The following is a 15161-nucleotide window of genomic DNA, read 5'->3' on the forward strand; positions in this document are numbered from 1 at the left end:
CCCCCTCTCCCGCGACGTTTCTTGCCCGACGTTCCGCGCGCGGTACGCTCGAGTGCGCTCCTCCCGGCGAGGCCGGACTAACCCCCCCAACGGTGCGACATGGCCTATACCCCCGAACAGCTCCTCGACCTGCTCCGCCCGCTCGCCCACCCGTGGCTGGGCGATGGCCCCCTGTCACTCGCGCGTCTCGGGGGCGACGCCTCGAGCCGCGTCTACCATCGCCTCCGCGGAGGTGCGGCCTCCCTGATCGTGATGGAGCTCGGCCCCGACCCGCTGCGCTGCGAAGAGTTCGTCGAGGGCGAGGCCCCCACGGTTCTTCCCTTCTTCGAGATCCACGGCTACCTGGCCGCGGGAGGCGTTCCCGTCCCCGCGCTCCACGGCTACCTGCCGGAAGCAGGGCTGCTGCTGCTCGAGGACCTGGGCGACCAGACCTTCGAGTCGGTCGTGCTGCCACTCTCCGGCAGGGCGCGCCAGCCGCACTACGAGGCCGCCATCGGGACGCTCTGCGAGCTCCAGCGCTACACCCGCCGCTCACCGGGCACCTGCATCGCCTTCCGTAGGCAGCTCAGCCCAGCTGTCCTGCGGACCGAGCTCGACCACTTCCGCGAGTGGCTGCTCGAGGTCGAGCGCGGCGTCCACCTCCCATCTGGCCCCCGCCGCGAGCTCGACCACCACTTCGCGGCGCTGGCGCAGGCCCTGGCCGAGCTCCCCCAGGTGTTCGTGCACCGGGACTACCAGAGCCGGAACTTGATGGTGCCGCTCTCCGACCGGGCTCTCCCGCTGCGCGTCCTCGACTTCCAGGACGCCCTGCTCGGCCCGTGCCCCTACGACCTCGTGGCACTCCTGCGGGACTCGTACGTGGACCTCGGGGTAGCCCTGGTGGAGGAGCTCCTGCGCTACTACCTGGCCCAGGGAGAGCCCGCCCTGCCGGCCGCGGACTTCGAGCGCGCCTTCTGGCTCCAGACGGTGCAGCGCAAGCTCAAGGACGCCGGCCGCTTCGTCTACCTCCATCGCGCGAAGGGCAACGCGGGCTTTCTGCCGCACATCCCGCGCAGCCTGAAGTACGTGGCGGAGGCCTTCGACCACCTGCCGGAGCTTGTCCCGCTTCGCGCCCTCCTCTCGCCCCACCTGCCGGAGCTCGCCGAGCCAGCCGCCCGGGCCAAGTGTTTCACGTGAAACACTGCTGAAGGTCGAGCTGAGAGGGGGACGAAGGAGTTCTTGCCGACTCCGAGAGTTCGGATCAGCGCCCGGCCGGCGCGCTACCTGCCGAGGAGAGCGGCGTGAGCCTGGCTCACCACCTTGTCCACCGCCGGCGTGAGCTTGCGGCCGTTGTCGAGGTGGCGTCGGACCGCCGCGGCGGGCACGTCCAGCACGGCCAGGGTCACCCGCTCCACCCCGTCGTCCGTGGCCCTTCCGAAGCGCCGCTTGGCGAACGCCTTCAGTCCCTCGGCCAGCTGCCGGTCTCCCTGCTCCGCCCGCTCGGCCAGCGCCTCGGGCCACTCCCCCTCGGTCAGGCTCTTTCGCGGATGCAGCAGGAGCACCCGCGCTTCCACCGGGTAGAGCCGCGCCCAGTGCACCGTGTAGAGCGCCGCCCCGAGGCCTGCCGCGTCCGCGTCCTCCCCGGCCAGGAGCTCGAGGAAGCCCGCCCGGAAGATGTCCGCCGCCCAGAGCCACGCCTCGGCCAGCAGGGCGTCGCGCGAAGCGAAGCGGTGGTAGATCGATCCCACGGGGGCACCCACGCGCCCTGCGATGGCGCCGATCGTGGCAGCCGTCGGCCCGTGATCGGCGACGAGATGCAGAGCGGCCTGGATGAGCTGATCGTGCGAGAACTGTGAAGGTCTAGGCATGGCAAAGAAAATAGCCATTCTATTATAAAATGCAAGCGCGCCGTGGACCTCTCCTGCGCCTCGTTTTCCGTCGAGCAGCCTCGCCCCGCAGCGCGATCCTCCCTCGCCATTTGACTTCCTTTCCCCCTCCCGTAGTACTTTGGGCCGAGGCCGCGCCCCGTCGGCCGCCACGTCCGCGTAGAGAAGGAACGATGCTCGATCCACTGACCCCCACGCGTGTCCCCATCGAAGCCGCCCTCGCCGAGGAGCTCCACCGCCTCGAGGAGCGCGGCCTCCGCCGTTCCCTCGCGGGGCCCCTCCCCGCCGAGACGATCAACTTCAGCAGCAACGACTACCTCGGGCTCGCCACCCATCCGGCGCTCTCCGACGCCGCCTGCCACGCCCTGCGCACCACCACCGGCGCCGGCAGCGCGCGCCTCATCGGCGGCGACCTGGCGGAGCACCGGGCTCTCGAAGACCGCGTGGCCGAGTACAAGAACACGGAGCGCGCACTCCTCTTCTCCACCGGCTACCAGGCGAACCTCGGCGTGCTCACGGCCCTGCTCTCCCCGGGCGATGCGGTCTATTCCGACGCGCTGAACCACGCCAGCCTGATCGACGGCTGCCGGCTGAGCCGCGCCGCCATCCACGTCTTCCCCCACGCCGACCCGGACGCGCTCGGCCGCCTGCTCGCCGAGGGCTCGCGCTATCGCCGCCGCCTGGTGGTCACCGATTCGGTCTTCGGCATGGACGGTGACCGCGCGCCGCTCGCCGCCCTGGCTCGCCTGGCCCGTCACCACGACGCGATCCTCGTCGTGGACGAGGCGCACGCGACCGGCGTCTGCGGCCCTCACGGCAGCGGCGCGGTGGCCGAGGCGGGCATCGCACCGGATGTGCAGATCGCCACCTTCGGCAAGGCGCTTGGCTGCTTCGGCGCCGCGGCCCTCGGCAGTCGCGTGCTCATCGACTACCTGACGAACCGCGCACGCAGCTTCGTCTTCACCACCGCGCTCCCGCCGGCCATCTGCGCCGCGGCCCGTGCAGCCCTCGATGTCGCGGCCTCCGCCGAAGGTGACCGCCTGCGCGAGCGCGTGCAGCGGAACCTGGCTCTGCTGCACGCGGGGCTCGCCCGCCTGGGACGCGACGGGGTCCCCACGGGTCTGCCCATCGTCCCCCTGCACCTCGGCTCCCCCGAGGCAGCCCTCGCCGCCTCCGCCGCCCTATTAGAACGAGGGTTCTTCGTCCAGGCCATTCGACCGCCCACCGTCCCCCCGGGGACCAGCCGGCTGCGCATCTCGCTCAGCGCACGCCACGAACCCGAGCAGCTCCAGCGCCTCCTCTCCGCCCTCGCCGAGGTGTTGCCGCCGCCCCGAAAGGACCTGCCGTGAACCTCGCCGACAAGGACCACCGCCACCTCTGGCACCCCTTCACCCAGATGCAGAGCTGGGGGGGCACTCCGCCGCTGATCATCGAGCGCGGCGAGGGCTGCTACCTGATCGATATAGAGGGGCGCCACTATTTGGACGGCGTCTCGTCGCTCTGGGTCACGGTTCACGGCCACCGCTGCGCCGAGATCGACGAGGCCGTGCGCGCGCAGCTCGGGCGGATGGCGCACTCCACCCTGCTCGGGCTGTCGCACCCGCCCGCCATCGAGCTCGCCGCCGAGCTGGCCTCGCTCGCCCCGGAGGGGCTGACCCGCGTCTTCTACTCCGACAGCGGCTCCACGGCGGTCGAGGTGGCGCTCAAGATGGCCTTCCAGTACTGGCAGCTCCGCGGCCGGCCGGCCAAGCGCCACTTCATCGCGCTGCGCGAGGCCTACCATGGCGACACGCTCGGAGCGGTCAGCGTGGGCGGCATCGAGCTCTTCCATCGCATCTTCCACCCGCTGCTCTTCGACGTGCTGCGGGTAGCCGCGCCCCACGCGTACCGCTGCGCCGCCGAGCCCTCCGGCCACGGGCCCGAAGCCTGTGCCGCCCACTGCCTCGCCGAGCTCGCCGAGCTGCTCGCGGCCCGCTCACCGGACCTAGCGGCCCTCATTCTCGAACCGCGCGTCCAGGGGGCGGCCGGGATGCTCGTGCACCCTCCCGGCTACCTGGCGGAGGTCGCGCGCCTCTGTCGCGCGCACCAGGTGCTGCTCATCTGCGACGAGGTCGCGACCGGCTTCGGTCGCACCGGCCCCATGTTTTCCTGCCAGGCCGAGGACGTCCGCCCCGACCTCCTCGCCCTGGCGAAGGGGCTGACGGGGGGCTACCTCCCGCTTGCCGCCACCCTGGCCACCGAGGAGATCTACGAGGCCTTCCTGGGGGAAAAAGAACGAACGTTCTTTCACGGGCACACCTATACCGGAAACCCGCTGGCCTGCGTCGCCGCCCTGGCCTCGCTCCAGCGGATGCGCGACCGGCAGCTCCTCCCCTGGGCGGAGGCGCGCGCCGTGACCCTCTCCCGCCTGCTCGCCGAGCAGCTCGCGTCCCACCCCGCGGTGGGCCAGATCCGGCAGCTCGGCCTGATGGTCGGCGTCGAGCTCGTGGCGGACCGAGCCTCCCGGCGCCCCTATCCCCCTGCCCTGGCCCTCGGCGCGCGAGTCTGCCAGGCGGCCCGCGCCCACGGCGTCCTCCTACGCCCGCTCGGCGACGTGCTGGTGCTGATGCCCCCGCTGGCCATCACCGACGACCAGCTCGGCCACCTGGTCTCGGCCGCCCGCCAGGCCCTCGACGCGGTCCTCAGCGGGTTATAGATCATGTCCTCTATTACGGTGCCGGACCAGCCCTCCCTCGCCCCCGCCGACTCCCCCCGCGGCCTCTTCATCACCGGCACCGACACCGGCGTGGGGAAGACCCTCTTCACCGGCGCGCTGGCCGCGGCCCTCGTCCGCCGCGGCCTCCGCGTGGCCGTGATGAAGCCCGTCGAGACCGGCTGCCCGCTCCGCGCCGCCCCCCCTGCGGGTAACGTCTCCTCCGAGGAGGCCGCCGCCCTCGCGCGCCTCGCTCGCCTCGCAGGACCTCCCCCCGCGGGACTGCTCGCCCAGCTCTCCCCCGACCAGCTCGAGCCCCAGGACGCCCTCTTCCTCCTTCGCGCGAGCGGCTCCTCCGCCCCCCTCGAGCTCGTCAATCCCTACCGCTTCGCCCCGGCCGTGGCCCCCTCTGTCGCCGCACGCGCCGCCGGAACGCCCCTCGACCCCGCGCACCTGCGTGCCTGCTTCCTAGCCCTCGCCCGGGACGCCGACCTCGTCCTCGTGGAGGGCGCCGGAGGACTCCTCGTCCCGCTCACCGACGAGCTGCTCGTCGCCGACCTCGCCCGCCTCTTCACCCTTCCCGTCGTCGTGGTCGGACGCTCCACCCTCGGCACCCTCAACCACACGCTCCTCACCGTCGAAGCCCTGCGCTCCCGCGAGCTCCCCCTCGCAGGCGTGGTCCTCAACCGTCTCGTAGAGCCCCGCTCCGCCGAGGAGGCGGCCAACCCGGCCGAAATAGAACGCCTAGCGGGCCCCGTCGTTCGCGGCGTCTTGCCCTACTTCAGCCCCGCCCAGCGCGACGATTTCGAATTCCTGGCGCAGCGTTGCCGCGTCCACGTGGACCTCCCCGCGCTGCTCCTGGCGGCCGGATTTCCCCCCGCAGGGCCCCATTAGTGAAGTAGTCTTCTAGTTCGCTTTCCCGCCCCGCGTGCCGTAACCCCTTTATTTTCCGATGCAAAAGCGCGCAAAAAGCGCGTCGAGCACCTCTTCCGGGGCCCCTTCCCCGGTGAGCTCCGCCAGAGCGGCCAGGGCGAGCCGGACGTGCTCCACCACGAATTCCGGGCCGAGCCCCTGCTCCCGTGCTGTTTCCGCGTCGAGCAGGGAAACGCGCGCTCGCTCCAAGGCACTAAATTGGCGCGCCTGCGTCACGAGCACCGTCTCCGGCGCGTCGCCCGCCGCCCCATTTTGCGAAAGCGACTCTAGAATCCTATATCTTAAATCAGCCAGACCCTCCCCCGTGCGTGCCGAGACCTCTAAAACCGGCCGGGAAGTGTGTGCACGTATGCTGCACAGCACCTCTCGACGGCTCTCCGCCTCCAGCAGGTCCACCTTGTTCACCAGCACCAGGTCGACCTCGCCGAACGCGGTCCCGAGGGAGGCATCCCGCGCCGCAGCCGCCCCGTCCACCACGCCGAGCAGCAGCTCGCACGCGCTCGCGCGCTCCTCTCCCAGGGCGCGCCCTTCGCGCTCGAGCGGGGACATCACCGACTCCGCGCGCAGACCCGCGGTATCGACGAGAATCACCCTCTGCCCCTCCCACTGGACCTCCACCTCGAGATAGTCCCTCGTCGTCCCTTCCTCCTCCGAGACGAGGGCCCGACGGGTGCCGAGAAGTGCGTTCAGAAGGCTCGACTTCCCGGCGTTGACAGGCCCCACCAGCGCCACCGCCGCGCCTCCGAGTCGCCGTCCTCTCTCGTAGCTTTCGGCCAGGGCCGTGACCCGCTCCACGAGCCCGCGCAGCCCGCCCCGCAAGCGCCCCTCGGGGACCGCCGCCTCGAGCTCCTCCGCGAAATCGAGGCGAGCCTCTAATTCCGCGGCCAGCTCGACCCCCTCCTGTCGCAAGGCTCGCACCCGCCGCCCGAGCTCCCCCGCGAGGAGTCCCTGCGCGTTTCGGAGCGCTCGCTCGCTTTTGGCGGCGATCACCTCCGCCACGGCCTCCGCCTGGGTGAGGTCCAGCCTCCCGCTCAGAAAGGCCCGCCGCGTGAACTCGCCCGGCTCGGCCAAGCGGGCCCCCCGGAGCAGGCACTCCGTCTGTATCTGCGCGAGATTAATGGTTCCACCGTGCGCGAAGAGCTCCACCACGTCCTCGCCGGTGTAGCTCGCCGGACCGGGCATGAAGCACGCGAGCGCCCGATCTAGAACGACGTCGTCGGCCCCCCGCCGGAGCGTCACCGCCGTGAGTCTCCGGGGTACGAAACGGTCGCGCCGGCTCAGGGCCTGCAGGATGGCCAGCGCCGCGGGCCCGCTCAGCCGCACGAGGGCCACCGCCCCCTCTCCCGGGGGCGTGGCGGGCGCGCAGATCGTGTCGGTGAAGACGCGCTGGACCATCGACGGTGTGCTGCTCGGCGGGTGGTCCGGGAGGGGCTGAGTCCCCCTCCGGTGGGGAGCCCTGCTCTTCCTACACCGAAGCACGTTGTTGCGTGCTCAAACATGGTCGCATTGGCCGCGAGGCGCCCGGCAGGCAAGGAGCGCCGAGCACCGGAGCGGAGCAGCCTGGTGGCGCTGTGAGCACCGGAGCGCAGGCGCGACACAGCCTGACGGGATGGATCGCGGCCAAGGTGACCATGTTTAGTTCTCGGGCACGATCAGCAGCCGGCGCTGCAGCCCCTCCCCCTCGCTGCGCGTGGTCACGCCGGGGGTGTCCTTCAGCGCCATGTGGATGATGCGCCGGTCGCGCGGGCTCATTGGATTCAGCGCCACGGTCTTGCCCGTGCGCTGCGCCTTCTCGCACAGCCTCTGCGCGAGCTGCACCAGCGAGTCCGCCCGCCGGTCGCGGTACCCCGCGGCATCCACCATCACCGGCCGACGCTCGAGCCCTTCCCGACCGAGCATCTTGTTGGCCATGAACTGCAACGCGTCGAGCGTCTGCCCCTTCTTGCCGATGAGCAGGCTCTCGTCCTCACCGGTGAGCGTCACACGAATCTGCTCCGCTTCCTCGGTGCAGCGGGCCTCCACGTCCAGCCCCATGTGCTGCACGAGCCCCTTCACCGCTTCGAGGGCCAGTCTCGCCTCGTCGCTGAGCGGCAGAGCGCCAGGTGCGGGGTCTGCCCCGCTTTCGATCGTCAGGTCATCGGACATTGGTTACTCCATGTCGGCGCGAGAGTGCGCCTCGACGACGCCTCCAAGCTGAGCGGGTCACGTCGACCGCGCCCCATCATAACCCGGCGCGTTCCGGCCTAGCCCTTCTTCTTCTTCTGCCCCCGAGGTCCCGCGCCGCGCTGCCCGTTGCCCCCCTGGGGTCCTTTGGTCGCCGTCTCGCGGGTCGCCGGGCTGGCCTTCACCGGCGCCATGGGGGGGTCGCTCTTGTTCATGTACCACTGGTGAAGCATGGTCAGAAGGGTGTTCACGAAGATATAGAGCGTCAAGCCGGAGGGGAGCCAGAGCATCATGACCGTGAACATCCCGGGCATGAAGTACTTCATCATCTTCGCCTGAGGCCCCTCCATCGGCTGCGGCGTGATGGCCTGCTGCCCGTACATCGCCGCGCCGAGGAGCAATGGCAGCACGTAGTAGGGGTCCGGCGCCGTGAGGTCCGTGATCCAGCCGAAGAAGCTCGAGTGGTAAAGTTCGACCGCGTTACCGAGCGTTCGATATAGCGCAAACCAGACGGGCATCTGAATCAGCATGGGAAGACACCCGCCCAGCGGGTTCACCTTGTTCGCCTTGTAGAGCCCCATCATCTCCTGGTTCAGTCGCTGCTTGTCCTCCTTGTACTTCTCGCGCAGGCGGTCGATTTCGGGCTTCAGCTTCTGCATGGCCCGCATGGAGCGCATGCTCTTCTGCGTCCAGTAGAGGGTGAGCAGCTTCACCACCAGCGTGAGCAGAATGATCGCGATGCCCCAGTTGCCGAACAGGGCGTAGAACTTGTGCATGAGCCAGAGCATCGGCCGGCAGAGCACGGCGAACCAGCCGAGCTCGATCGCCTCTCCGAGGTGCGCTTCGCTCCCTTGCGGGCCCTTCACCGCGTCCATCTGGTGCAGCTCTTTGGCCCCCGCGAAGACGGCGAACTTCTCCTTGAGCGGCTTTCCGGGCTCGAGCGAGCCCTCGGAATAGAGGAGCGACACCTCGATGAGCTGGTCGCCGAGCTGCTTGATCTCGCAGCGTCGCTCGCGCTGCGGGCTCTGCGGCACGACGGCCGTGAGGAAGTACCGGTCGTCGGTCGCCAGCCACAACGTTTCCCCGACCTTGTTCACGGGACCCTGCTCGCCGGAGCCGCACCCGGCAGCCGTGCAACCGCTCTCCGTACCGAGGATGCCCGCGAGGCTGCGGCGGTGCAGCTCGCCGTTCACGTAGCAGAGGCCGGTGGGAATGCGCGGATAGGGGTTCGTGAAGCTCGGCGCGGCGGAATGCGGGTCCTGGCGACCGTGGAGCTTGACCTCGAGCCGCTGCCGCAGGGCCTTCGACGTCAGGTTCTCGACCTGCAGCGACATCCACATCACGGGCCACCGCGCGTCGAGGTCGTACTGCTTGGTCACCCGCACCTTGTCCGATTGCCAGACGTACCGCAGAAGCTGGGCCTCTTGCTTGACCAGCTTGAACTCCGCGTCGGGGGGCACCTCGAACTCGGAACCCGGAAAGAGCGTCAGCAGGGGCCAAGGACCCTTGCCCGCCTCCGTCTGGACTAGGTCCACCGGGACGAGCCTCCCCTCCTTCGTTTCGCGGTAGCGCGGGTTCGAAAGGCTCCAGCTGCGGAGGGCGGCGCCCCGGTCGGTGAAGGTGACCTTCCCGGACGGGTGAGAGAGCGTGACCTGCTTGCCTTCCACCGTGGCCGACCGCGGCCCGGCGGGCGGCTTCCCTTCCACGACAGTCGGCTTGCTCGCGGCCCCAGCAGCCGTGCCCCCGGCCGTGCCCGTGCCGGAGGCGGTCCCCGTGCCGGAGGCGGCGCCCGTGCCGGAGGCGGCGCCCGTGCCGGAGGCGGTCCCCGTCCCCGAGGCGGTCCCCGTCCCCGAGGCGCTGCCGGCGTCGGGCGGCGGCGCCGGCGGCCTGAAGAGCATCTCATACGCAACGAGTAGTCCGAGGCAGATCACCACCGTGAGGATGATCCGGACCGTGCTGCTCATGAAGACTCCTCAGCTGGGCTCGTGATGAGCCCGGTCAGGGTGGGTCGTAACCTGCGCCGCCCCAGGGATGGCAGCGGCACAGCCTCCAGCCCGCCTTGCAGAGCCCGCGAACCAGGCCGTAGCGCTGCAGGCTCTCTGCCGCGTACGCCGAACACGACGGCGAGAAGCGGCAGCGGGGGGAAAGCCCCGGGGACACCACCTTACGGTAGAAAGCGACGAGCGCGAGCAGAATAGCCACCAGCGCGCGGCTCGGCAGCAGCCCGACGGCGCAGAGGGTCCGCACCCACCGCTTCGAGCGCTCCAGCTCTCCGTGCCCTGCCCAGCTGACGTCACGCGACCTCGTCATGCACCATCTCGCTGCCGCTTCGGCTCCATCTTGCGGGCGACCTGCAGCAGTTGCCGGAAGACGTCCGCGTACGTCGCCTCCGCCCCGCTGCGCTTGGCCACCAACACCAGGTCGTAGCCCATCGGGAATTGCCCCTTGCAGCGCCGCCACGCCTCGCGAATCAGCCGCTTCAGCCGATTCCGGATCACGGCGTTTCCCACCTTCCGGCTCACCGTGATGCCGAGACGACGACGCCCCGAGCTCGGGCGAATGAAGGCCAGCAGGTGGTCGAGATGCACCTTTCGCCCCTGGCCCTGGACCGCCAGGTATTCGCGCCGCTGGGTGAGCCGGTCCGCACGCAACAGGCGCTGACCTGCCTGCGGCACTGGCTGTGGCGTGACGTCCGGACGGCTCACGTGGGGAGGTCCCCCTCACGGGGACACTTGGGCTGCGCTACTTGCGCGGAGTGCCTACCGACACCCGCAGCCGGCCTCGCCGACGTCGAGCGTTGAGCACCTTCCGGCCGCCCGTGGTGAGCATCCGACGCCGAAACCCGTGGGTCCTGCGCCGTCGCTTATTGTGCGGTTGGTATGTGCGTTTCACCGCTTCCGCTCCATAAAAAGACTGCCTCAGATAACAGCGATCCCTTCCCCTGTCAAGGGAAGCTCATCTCGAACGCGATCCCAGGGTGGTCGGCGCGTTTCTTCGCACTCCTCACCGTGAGATCGAAGCGTCCCGAGATCCAGATCCAGAGGAGGATCGCCCCAACCCGAGATCCATGATCCCTTCACGCGCCGTCGTTTGTGCTGCGATCCTCACGCCCTGACTTCTCGTCGAGAATACCGCCTTCGCGGCCTGCGCGCCGCCCACATTTCGCCGCAGGTTATTTTCGAGCAATTCGTGCCGGATGTCTGTCGCTCCGAGTTTTGCCTTGCGCGGAGTCTTCGCGCTTTGCTACCACACGAACTCGCGCGGCACCGCGCGACCCACAACTCAGTCAGGGTTCTTCTATGAAGGATGTCTTCACGCAGGAGGCAGTCGAGCGCCCGCTTTTCCACCTGTGGATAAGTGCTGGTCAACTCCTCGCATCCCTTTGATGGCTAATCACAATTTGGCTATTCACAGCGACGAAGCTCCCGTGACTTCCACTACCCCTACGCGTGAGCGACACGACCTCTGGCAGCGCGCTCTCGATTCGCTGCAGCTGCGCATCAAGCCGCACAACTTCGACATGTGGCTGCGCCCGATTTCTTGCCAGTCCGTGGATGGAGAGACCATCACCCTCCGCGCGCCGAACCGCTACATCAAGGAGTGGTTCGAGGACAACTATCTATCGATTGTGCTCCAGGAGCTGCGCCAGTACAGCGAGCTCGACTTCCACGTCGCCTTCGAGCTCGACGAACGGGTCCACGAGCCGGTCCACCTTCCCGAGACGGAATCGGTGGCCGCCGAACCGGTCTCGGCCGGCGGAGGCTGGGACGCCGATCTGAACCAGCGCTACCGCTTCGAGTCCTTCGTGGTCGGGCCGTCGAATCAGCTCGCCCACGCCGCCTCCCGCGCGGTCGGCGAGATGCCGGCGGCAAAATACAACCCGCTCTTCATCTATGGAGGCGTCGGCCTCGGCAAGACCCACCTCCTGTGCGCCATCGGGCACGAGATCAGGGCCCGCCAGCCGAACTCTCGCATCGTCTACCTCTCCTCCGAGCGCTTCGTGAACGAGTACATCAATCACCTTCGTTCGCAGCGCATGGAGGATTTCCGCGTCAAGTACCGCGAACGCTGCGACGTCCTGCTCATCGACGACATCCAGTTCATCGCCGGCAAGACAGGCACGCAGGACGAGTTCTTCCACACCTTCAACGCGCTCTACGACCTGCATCGGCAGATCGTCGTCACGTCGGACAAGTACCCCCACGAGATTCCGGACCTCGAGGATCGCCTTCGGACCCGCTTTCAGTGGGGTCTCATCGCCGACATACAGCATCCGGAGCTCGAGACGCGCGTCGCCATTCTCAAGAAGAAGGCCGAGGTCGAGCGCATCCACCTGCCGAACGAGGTGGCGCACTACCTGGCCACGCACATCAAGTCCAACGTGCGTGAGCTCGAGGGCTCGCTGATTCGTCTCGCCGCCTTTGCCTCGCTTCAGGCTAGCGAGATAACCGTGCAGTTCGCCCAGGAGAGCCTCAAGAACTTCCTCTCCCAGGCGACGGCCAACTTGAGCATCGAGACGGTCCAGAAGGAGGTCGCCTCCTATTTCAATCTGAAGGTGGCGGACCTGAAGAGCCCGAAGCGCCATAAGGCCGTTGCTCGCCCTCGCCAAATAGCGATGTATCTGGCGCGTAAGCTCATCGGCGCGAGTTTCCCCGAAATAGGCCAGCGCTTTGGTGGTAAGGACCATTCCACCGTGATCAGCGCCTGTCGCAAGATCGAGGAGCTCGTGGACAAAGACCTCTCCATTCGGACGACTGTCGAAGCGCTCGAGCGACAGCTCCAGCTCTAGCCTGCTGTCACACGCGAACACTCGACCGCAACCTCGTCAGGCGGGGCGTTGCAGCCACGTTCTGGGGCTCCTCGCGGGGGTTCCTGTCCCCTGCCACGACTTCTCCTCGGCCCACCCCTCGGCTTGCCAACTGCAGCCCCTTCATGTTACGCCCACGCCACGTTTCGCCGCGTGGAGCACCCCTTTCAGCCCATGATGAGCTCCCACTTCCCGATGGACCGACGTACCTTGATGAAGTGTGGATATCCCCTGTGGGAGTCCTGTGCACATCCTAGGCTCTTATCCGCTCCCCAGTTTGCACCCACAACGATCCGCAGTCTGGACACAGGATCAATGACTTCATTCTTAGCTACATATGGTCGTTATCCACTAATTCACAGGCACTACTACGTCGACTGATTCTATATATGTATAGGATCTATTAATAGAGACCGCTGTGGAGAGCTGGTGATGGAATTCAAGATCAACAAGAACGAGTTCCTGAGAGGCCTCTACCTGGCCCAAGGCATCGCCGACCGGCGGAGCACGAACCCGGCGGTAGCCAACGTACGTCTTCGCAGCGAGGGAAAAGAAGCCATCGTTTGCGATGCGACCGACCTGCGCATCAGCATGGTCGCGGAGGTCTCCGCCAAGGTGGTCAAGGAAGGCGGTCTCTGCCTCGGTGCGAAGCATCTCTACGAGATCGTGAAGGGGCTTCCCGGCGACGAGGTGGCTCTGAAGAAGATGGACAACAACTGGGCGGAGATCCGCGCCGGGAAGGCACGCTACAAATTGGTGGGGATGTCGGGGCAGGATTTTCCCCGCATTCCGGACCATCGGGAGGTGACCTTCAAGGAGATCGACGCAGCTACCCTGGCGGAGATGATCGGGAAGACCATCATCTCCGTATCGAGCGACGAGACGCGACCGCACCTTTCGGGCATCTATCTCGAAAGCGATGGCAAAGTCATTCGCATGGTCTCCACGGATGGCCATCGCCTGAGCAAGGTGGAGCGCGAGGTCGGCAGCAGTCCGTCGCTCGAGCGGGGAGTCATCATTCCGCGCAAGGGAGTGCTCGAAATCCGGCGGCTGCTCGAGGCGGCTCACGGCACGTGCGACGTGGGTTTCGCGCAGAACAACGTGTTCGTGCGTTCGGCAGACGTGGTGCTCAGCGTCGCGCTCGTGGACGCTCAGTTCCCTCCGTATCAGCAGGTGATTCCTCCCGAGAGCGAGAAGCAGGTGGTCCTCGATCGCGCGGGTTTTCTCGAATCGCTCAAGCGCGTATCGATCATGTCGTCGGAGCGAAGCTGGGGCATTCGCATGGACCTGGCGAAGGGGCGTTTGCGAATCACGAGCGACAACCCGGACCTCGGCGAGGCCCAGGAAGACCTCGAGGTGAACTACGACGGGACGGAGCTCGTGATCGGCTTCAACGCCCGCTACTTCATCGACGCCCTCGGAGAGATGACCGCCGACCGCGTGGTGCTCGAGCTGAACGGCGAGCTGGACCCGGGGCTCGTACGTCCGGAGGCAGGCAGGGACCACGTGGGCGTGATCATGCCCATGCGCATCTGACCCGCGGCCGGGAACGCGGGCGTTGATCTTCCAACGCGTCGAGACGTTCCAGTTCCGGAACCTGGCCGCACAGGCCGTTACCCTCCACCCCCGTTTCAACGTGCTCGCCGGCAACAACGGCCAGGGGAAGACCAACTTCCTCGAGGCGGCGTACCTCCTGGCCTGCCGGTCCTCGTTTCGCGCGGTGCGTGCCCGCGAGCTGCTACGGCACGGTACGATGGAAGCCTGGGTAGACGCGCGGCTCGACGAGGACGGCATCGAACGTCACCTCCGCATCACGCTCGGCCCGAAAGGCCGGCGGATTCGGTTGGACGGCAAGGTGGCCCACGAGACAAGCGAGCAGCTTCGCGGCCTCGCGGCGATTCTCTTCACTCCCGAGGACCTGGTCGTGCCGCGGGGCAGCCCCGCGCGAAGACGGCGGCTGGTCGACGAGGCGGTGGGAGCGCTCTGGCCGGCCTACCGCGTGCTGGTTCGGGACTACGCCCGGGCGCTGCAGAGCAGGAATCGCCTGCTCCGCGACCGGCCGCGCGAGCTCGAGGAGCTCTTGACCGTGTACGACGCCCAGCTGGCGGGACTAGGGGCGAAGATCTGCGCCACGCGGCAGCGCTACCTGCGTCAGGTGACGCCGGGCTTCTCGGACCGCTACCAGCGCGTGGCGCAGGGGTGCGGACACGCCGAGCTCCGCTACGCCACCCATCCGGAGGTCCTGGCGGCGGGCGACGCCCTCCCGGCCCTGGCAGAGGCGCTGGGGCGGCTCCTCCGGCTCGGACGGGCGCAGGACCTGGCCCGACGCCTCACGGCCTCCGCCGGTCCGCACCTGGACGACGTGGAGTTCCGGCTGGACGGCGAGCCTGCGCGCCTCTTCGCCTCGCAGGGGCAGGTGCGAACCCTCGTCCTGGCGTTTCGTATTTCTCAGATTATTGATATATATCAGCAGTATAAACACTACCCGCTGCTACTACTGGACGACGTGTCGAGCGAGCTCGATCCGCTCCGGAACGAATATCTCTTCAAGATTCTGAATGAAATTGAGTGTCAGGTCCTCATCACCACCACCCGTCCCGAGCTGATTCCCATTCGCGATAATCGTTTTAACTTCAACGTGTTAGATGGAAGAATCAGCCCCCTGTCCTGAGGCCGTTTCGCCTTTACTCTGCGCGATCGG

Annotated in this window: 14 protein-coding genes; 7 read left to right on the forward strand and 7 right to left on the reverse strand. The window is 67.8% G+C overall.

All coding sequences use genetic code 11. The features are described 5' to 3' along the window. The first annotated feature begins 99 nt into the window (after positions 1–99). Positions 100–1176, forward strand: a complete 1077-nt coding sequence (locus IT371_22735; GenBank protein MCC6750499.1) for a phosphotransferase — start codon at positions 100–102, stop codon at positions 1174–1176. A gap of 83 nt (positions 1177–1259) precedes the next feature. Here the strand turns inward: IT371_22735 and IT371_22740 are convergent, their stop codons facing one another. Further along, entirely contained in the window at positions 1260–1847 is a 588-nt protein-coding gene (locus tag IT371_22740) for a TetR/AcrR family transcriptional regulator (protein MCC6750500.1), read from the reverse strand. A 191-nt stretch (positions 1848–2038) separates the two neighbouring features. Between IT371_22740 and IT371_22745 the strand changes: the two genes are divergently transcribed. From IT371_22745 to bioD, 3 genes are read left to right on the forward strand one after another with little or no spacing between them, the layout of a single operon-like run. After that, positions 2039–3214, forward strand: a complete 1176-nt coding sequence (locus tag IT371_22745; GenBank protein ID MCC6750501.1) for an 8-amino-7-oxononanoate synthase — start codon at positions 2039–2041, stop codon at positions 3212–3214. 47 nt (positions 3215–3261) lie between these two features. Beyond that, entirely contained in the window at positions 3262–4560 is a 1299-nt protein-coding gene (bioA, locus tag IT371_22750; protein ID MCC6750502.1) for an adenosylmethionine--8-amino-7-oxononanoate transaminase, read from the forward strand. Between the two features lie 3 nt (positions 4561–4563). Continuing rightward, complete coding sequence (gene bioD / locus IT371_22755; GenBank protein ID MCC6750503.1) at positions 4564–5451, forward strand: dethiobiotin synthase; 888 nt, start codon at positions 4564–4566, stop codon at positions 5449–5451. A gap of 48 nt (positions 5452–5499) precedes the next feature. Here bioD and mnmE read toward each other — a convergent pair whose 3' ends face one another. The 6 genes from mnmE to rpmH all read right to left on the reverse strand — a co-directional run bounded on the left by mnmE (position 5500) and on the right by rpmH (position 10545). After that, a complete protein-coding gene (gene mnmE, locus IT371_22760; GenBank protein MCC6750504.1) occupies positions 5500–6885 on the reverse strand; it encodes a tRNA uridine-5-carboxymethylaminomethyl(34) synthesis GTPase MnmE in 1386 nt (461 codons plus the stop codon). A gap of 240 nt (positions 6886–7125) precedes the next feature. Beyond that, the gene (locus IT371_22765) at positions 7126–7635 is read right to left on the reverse strand and encodes a KH domain-containing protein (protein ID MCC6750505.1); all 510 of its coding nucleotides are present in this window, start codon (positions 7633–7635) and stop codon (positions 7126–7128) included. Between the two features lie 98 nt (positions 7636–7733). Further along, a complete protein-coding gene (gene yidC, locus IT371_22770) occupies positions 7734–9617 on the reverse strand; it encodes a membrane protein insertase YidC (protein MCC6750506.1) in 1884 nt (627 codons plus the stop codon). 34 nt (positions 9618–9651) lie between these two features. Next, on the reverse strand, positions 9652–9963 hold the full coding sequence (gene yidD, locus IT371_22775) for a membrane protein insertion efficiency factor YidD (GenBank protein ID MCC6750507.1): 312 nt from the start codon (positions 9961–9963) through the stop codon (positions 9652–9654). Then, complete coding sequence (rnpA, locus tag IT371_22780; GenBank protein MCC6750508.1) at positions 9960–10328, reverse strand: ribonuclease P protein component; 369 nt, start codon at positions 10326–10328, stop codon at positions 9960–9962. Before rnpA ends, yidD begins: the two co-directional genes overlap by 4 nt. Before the next feature lie 67 nt (positions 10329–10395). Beyond that, complete coding sequence (gene rpmH, locus IT371_22785) at positions 10396–10545, reverse strand: 50S ribosomal protein L34 (protein MCC6750509.1); 150 nt, start codon at positions 10543–10545, stop codon at positions 10396–10398. 493 nt (positions 10546–11038) lie between these two features. Here rpmH and dnaA point away from each other — a divergent pair, with 493 nt between their 5' ends. The 3 genes from dnaA to recF all read left to right on the forward strand — a co-directional run bounded on the left by dnaA (position 11039) and on the right by recF (position 15131). Beyond that, positions 11039–12442, forward strand: a complete 1404-nt coding sequence (dnaA, locus tag IT371_22790) for a chromosomal replication initiator protein DnaA (GenBank protein ID MCC6750510.1) — start codon at positions 11039–11041, stop codon at positions 12440–12442. A 450-nt stretch (positions 12443–12892) separates the two neighbouring features. Then, on the forward strand, positions 12893–13996 hold the full coding sequence (dnaN, locus tag IT371_22795; protein ID MCC6750511.1) for a DNA polymerase III subunit beta: 1104 nt from the start codon (positions 12893–12895) through the stop codon (positions 13994–13996). 22 nt (positions 13997–14018) lie between these two features. Further along, entirely contained in the window at positions 14019–15131 is a 1113-nt protein-coding gene (recF, locus tag IT371_22800; GenBank protein ID MCC6750512.1) for a DNA replication and repair protein RecF, read from the forward strand. Positions 15132–15161 lie beyond the last annotated feature (30 nt).

It is taken from the genome of Deltaproteobacteria bacterium, from assembly GCA_020848905.1.
Classification (GTDB): domain Bacteria; phylum Myxococcota_A; class Polyangia.